Here is a 1,020-nt window from a genome sequence, read left to right as displayed (position 1 = left end):
CGCGATGCTGGGTTACCACGGTGGTGCTTCGGCGGCTGCGGCGGCGCTGACCCCATTCACCAAGTTGCCGTTGGGTTCGTTGGCCGGTGCGGGCGGTTTGGTCAAGGCCGCCGCGACGGAGCTTGCCGGGTTGGCCGGCGCTTTCAACAGGAGCGGCGCCGGGGCGGTCCTGGGTGCGGTGAATGTGCGGCTGGGCGGGCTGCTGGGTGGGTTCAACCTCAGCGGGTTGTTGAGCAGTCTGCGTCTGGGTACTGGAAATCTCGCCAACCTGAACCTGCACAGCCTGGGGCTGGGTGAGGCTGGTACTGGTGCGGCGGCAGCTGGGCGCTGGGGGTCCTACGGCCGTCAGTTCTTGCCGCTGTCGTTTGCGCAGTTCGGCGGCTGGGGCGTGCAGGGGTTGGTGTCGACCTTGTCCGGTGGGGGCCTGAGCAGCGTATTGAGCAGCGGTGCGTTGAGCGCTGTGTTGAGCGGCGGCAGTCTGACCAATTTGCTGAGCAGCCCGACCGTGGGCAATTTGCTGAGCAGTCCCGCGGTGAGCAATCTGCTGAGCAGTCCTGCTGTAAGCAATCTGCTGAGCAGTCCGAAGTTGAGCAGCCTGCTGAGCAGCCCGGCCATCAGTACCTTGCTGGGTGGGACGAATCTGTCGGCCACGTTGAACGGTTTGTTGACCGTGAATCCGGCGGCGGCGACGGCTGCGGTGACCGACGCGTTCGGCAATACCGGCACCGGCAATATCGGGTTCGGCAATACCGGTGATTACAACATCGGGTTCGGTAATACCGGGAACGGCAATATCGGTATCGGTAATACCGGTTTTGATTTGCGCGGCTTTATGAACGCCGGGGTGGGTAACTCGGGGTTGTTCAACACCGGCAGCTACAACACCGGTATCGGTAACTCCGGTATCGGTAACACCGGGTTGTTCAATCCCGGCAATTTCAACACCGGTATCGGTAACCGGGGTAGCTACAACACCGGAAGCTTCAACGAGGGCAGCTTCAACAGTGGTGACTTCAACAG

The 1,020-nt window shown here is 62.1% G+C and carries 1 protein-coding gene; it reads left to right on the top strand.

Annotated features, from left to right (window positions below; all coding sequences use genetic code 11):
- On the top strand, positions 1–1,020 hold a 1,020-nt coding region (locus tag AC5Y4D_RS27290), incomplete at both ends, for a pentapeptide repeat-containing protein (RefSeq protein ID WP_500038771.1).

The sequence above is a fragment of the Mycobacterium sp. NGS67 genome (assembly GCF_059812185.1).
The sequence above is the reverse complement of the archived record's forward strand: the minus strand, read 5'-3'. Positions and strand labels throughout refer to the sequence as shown.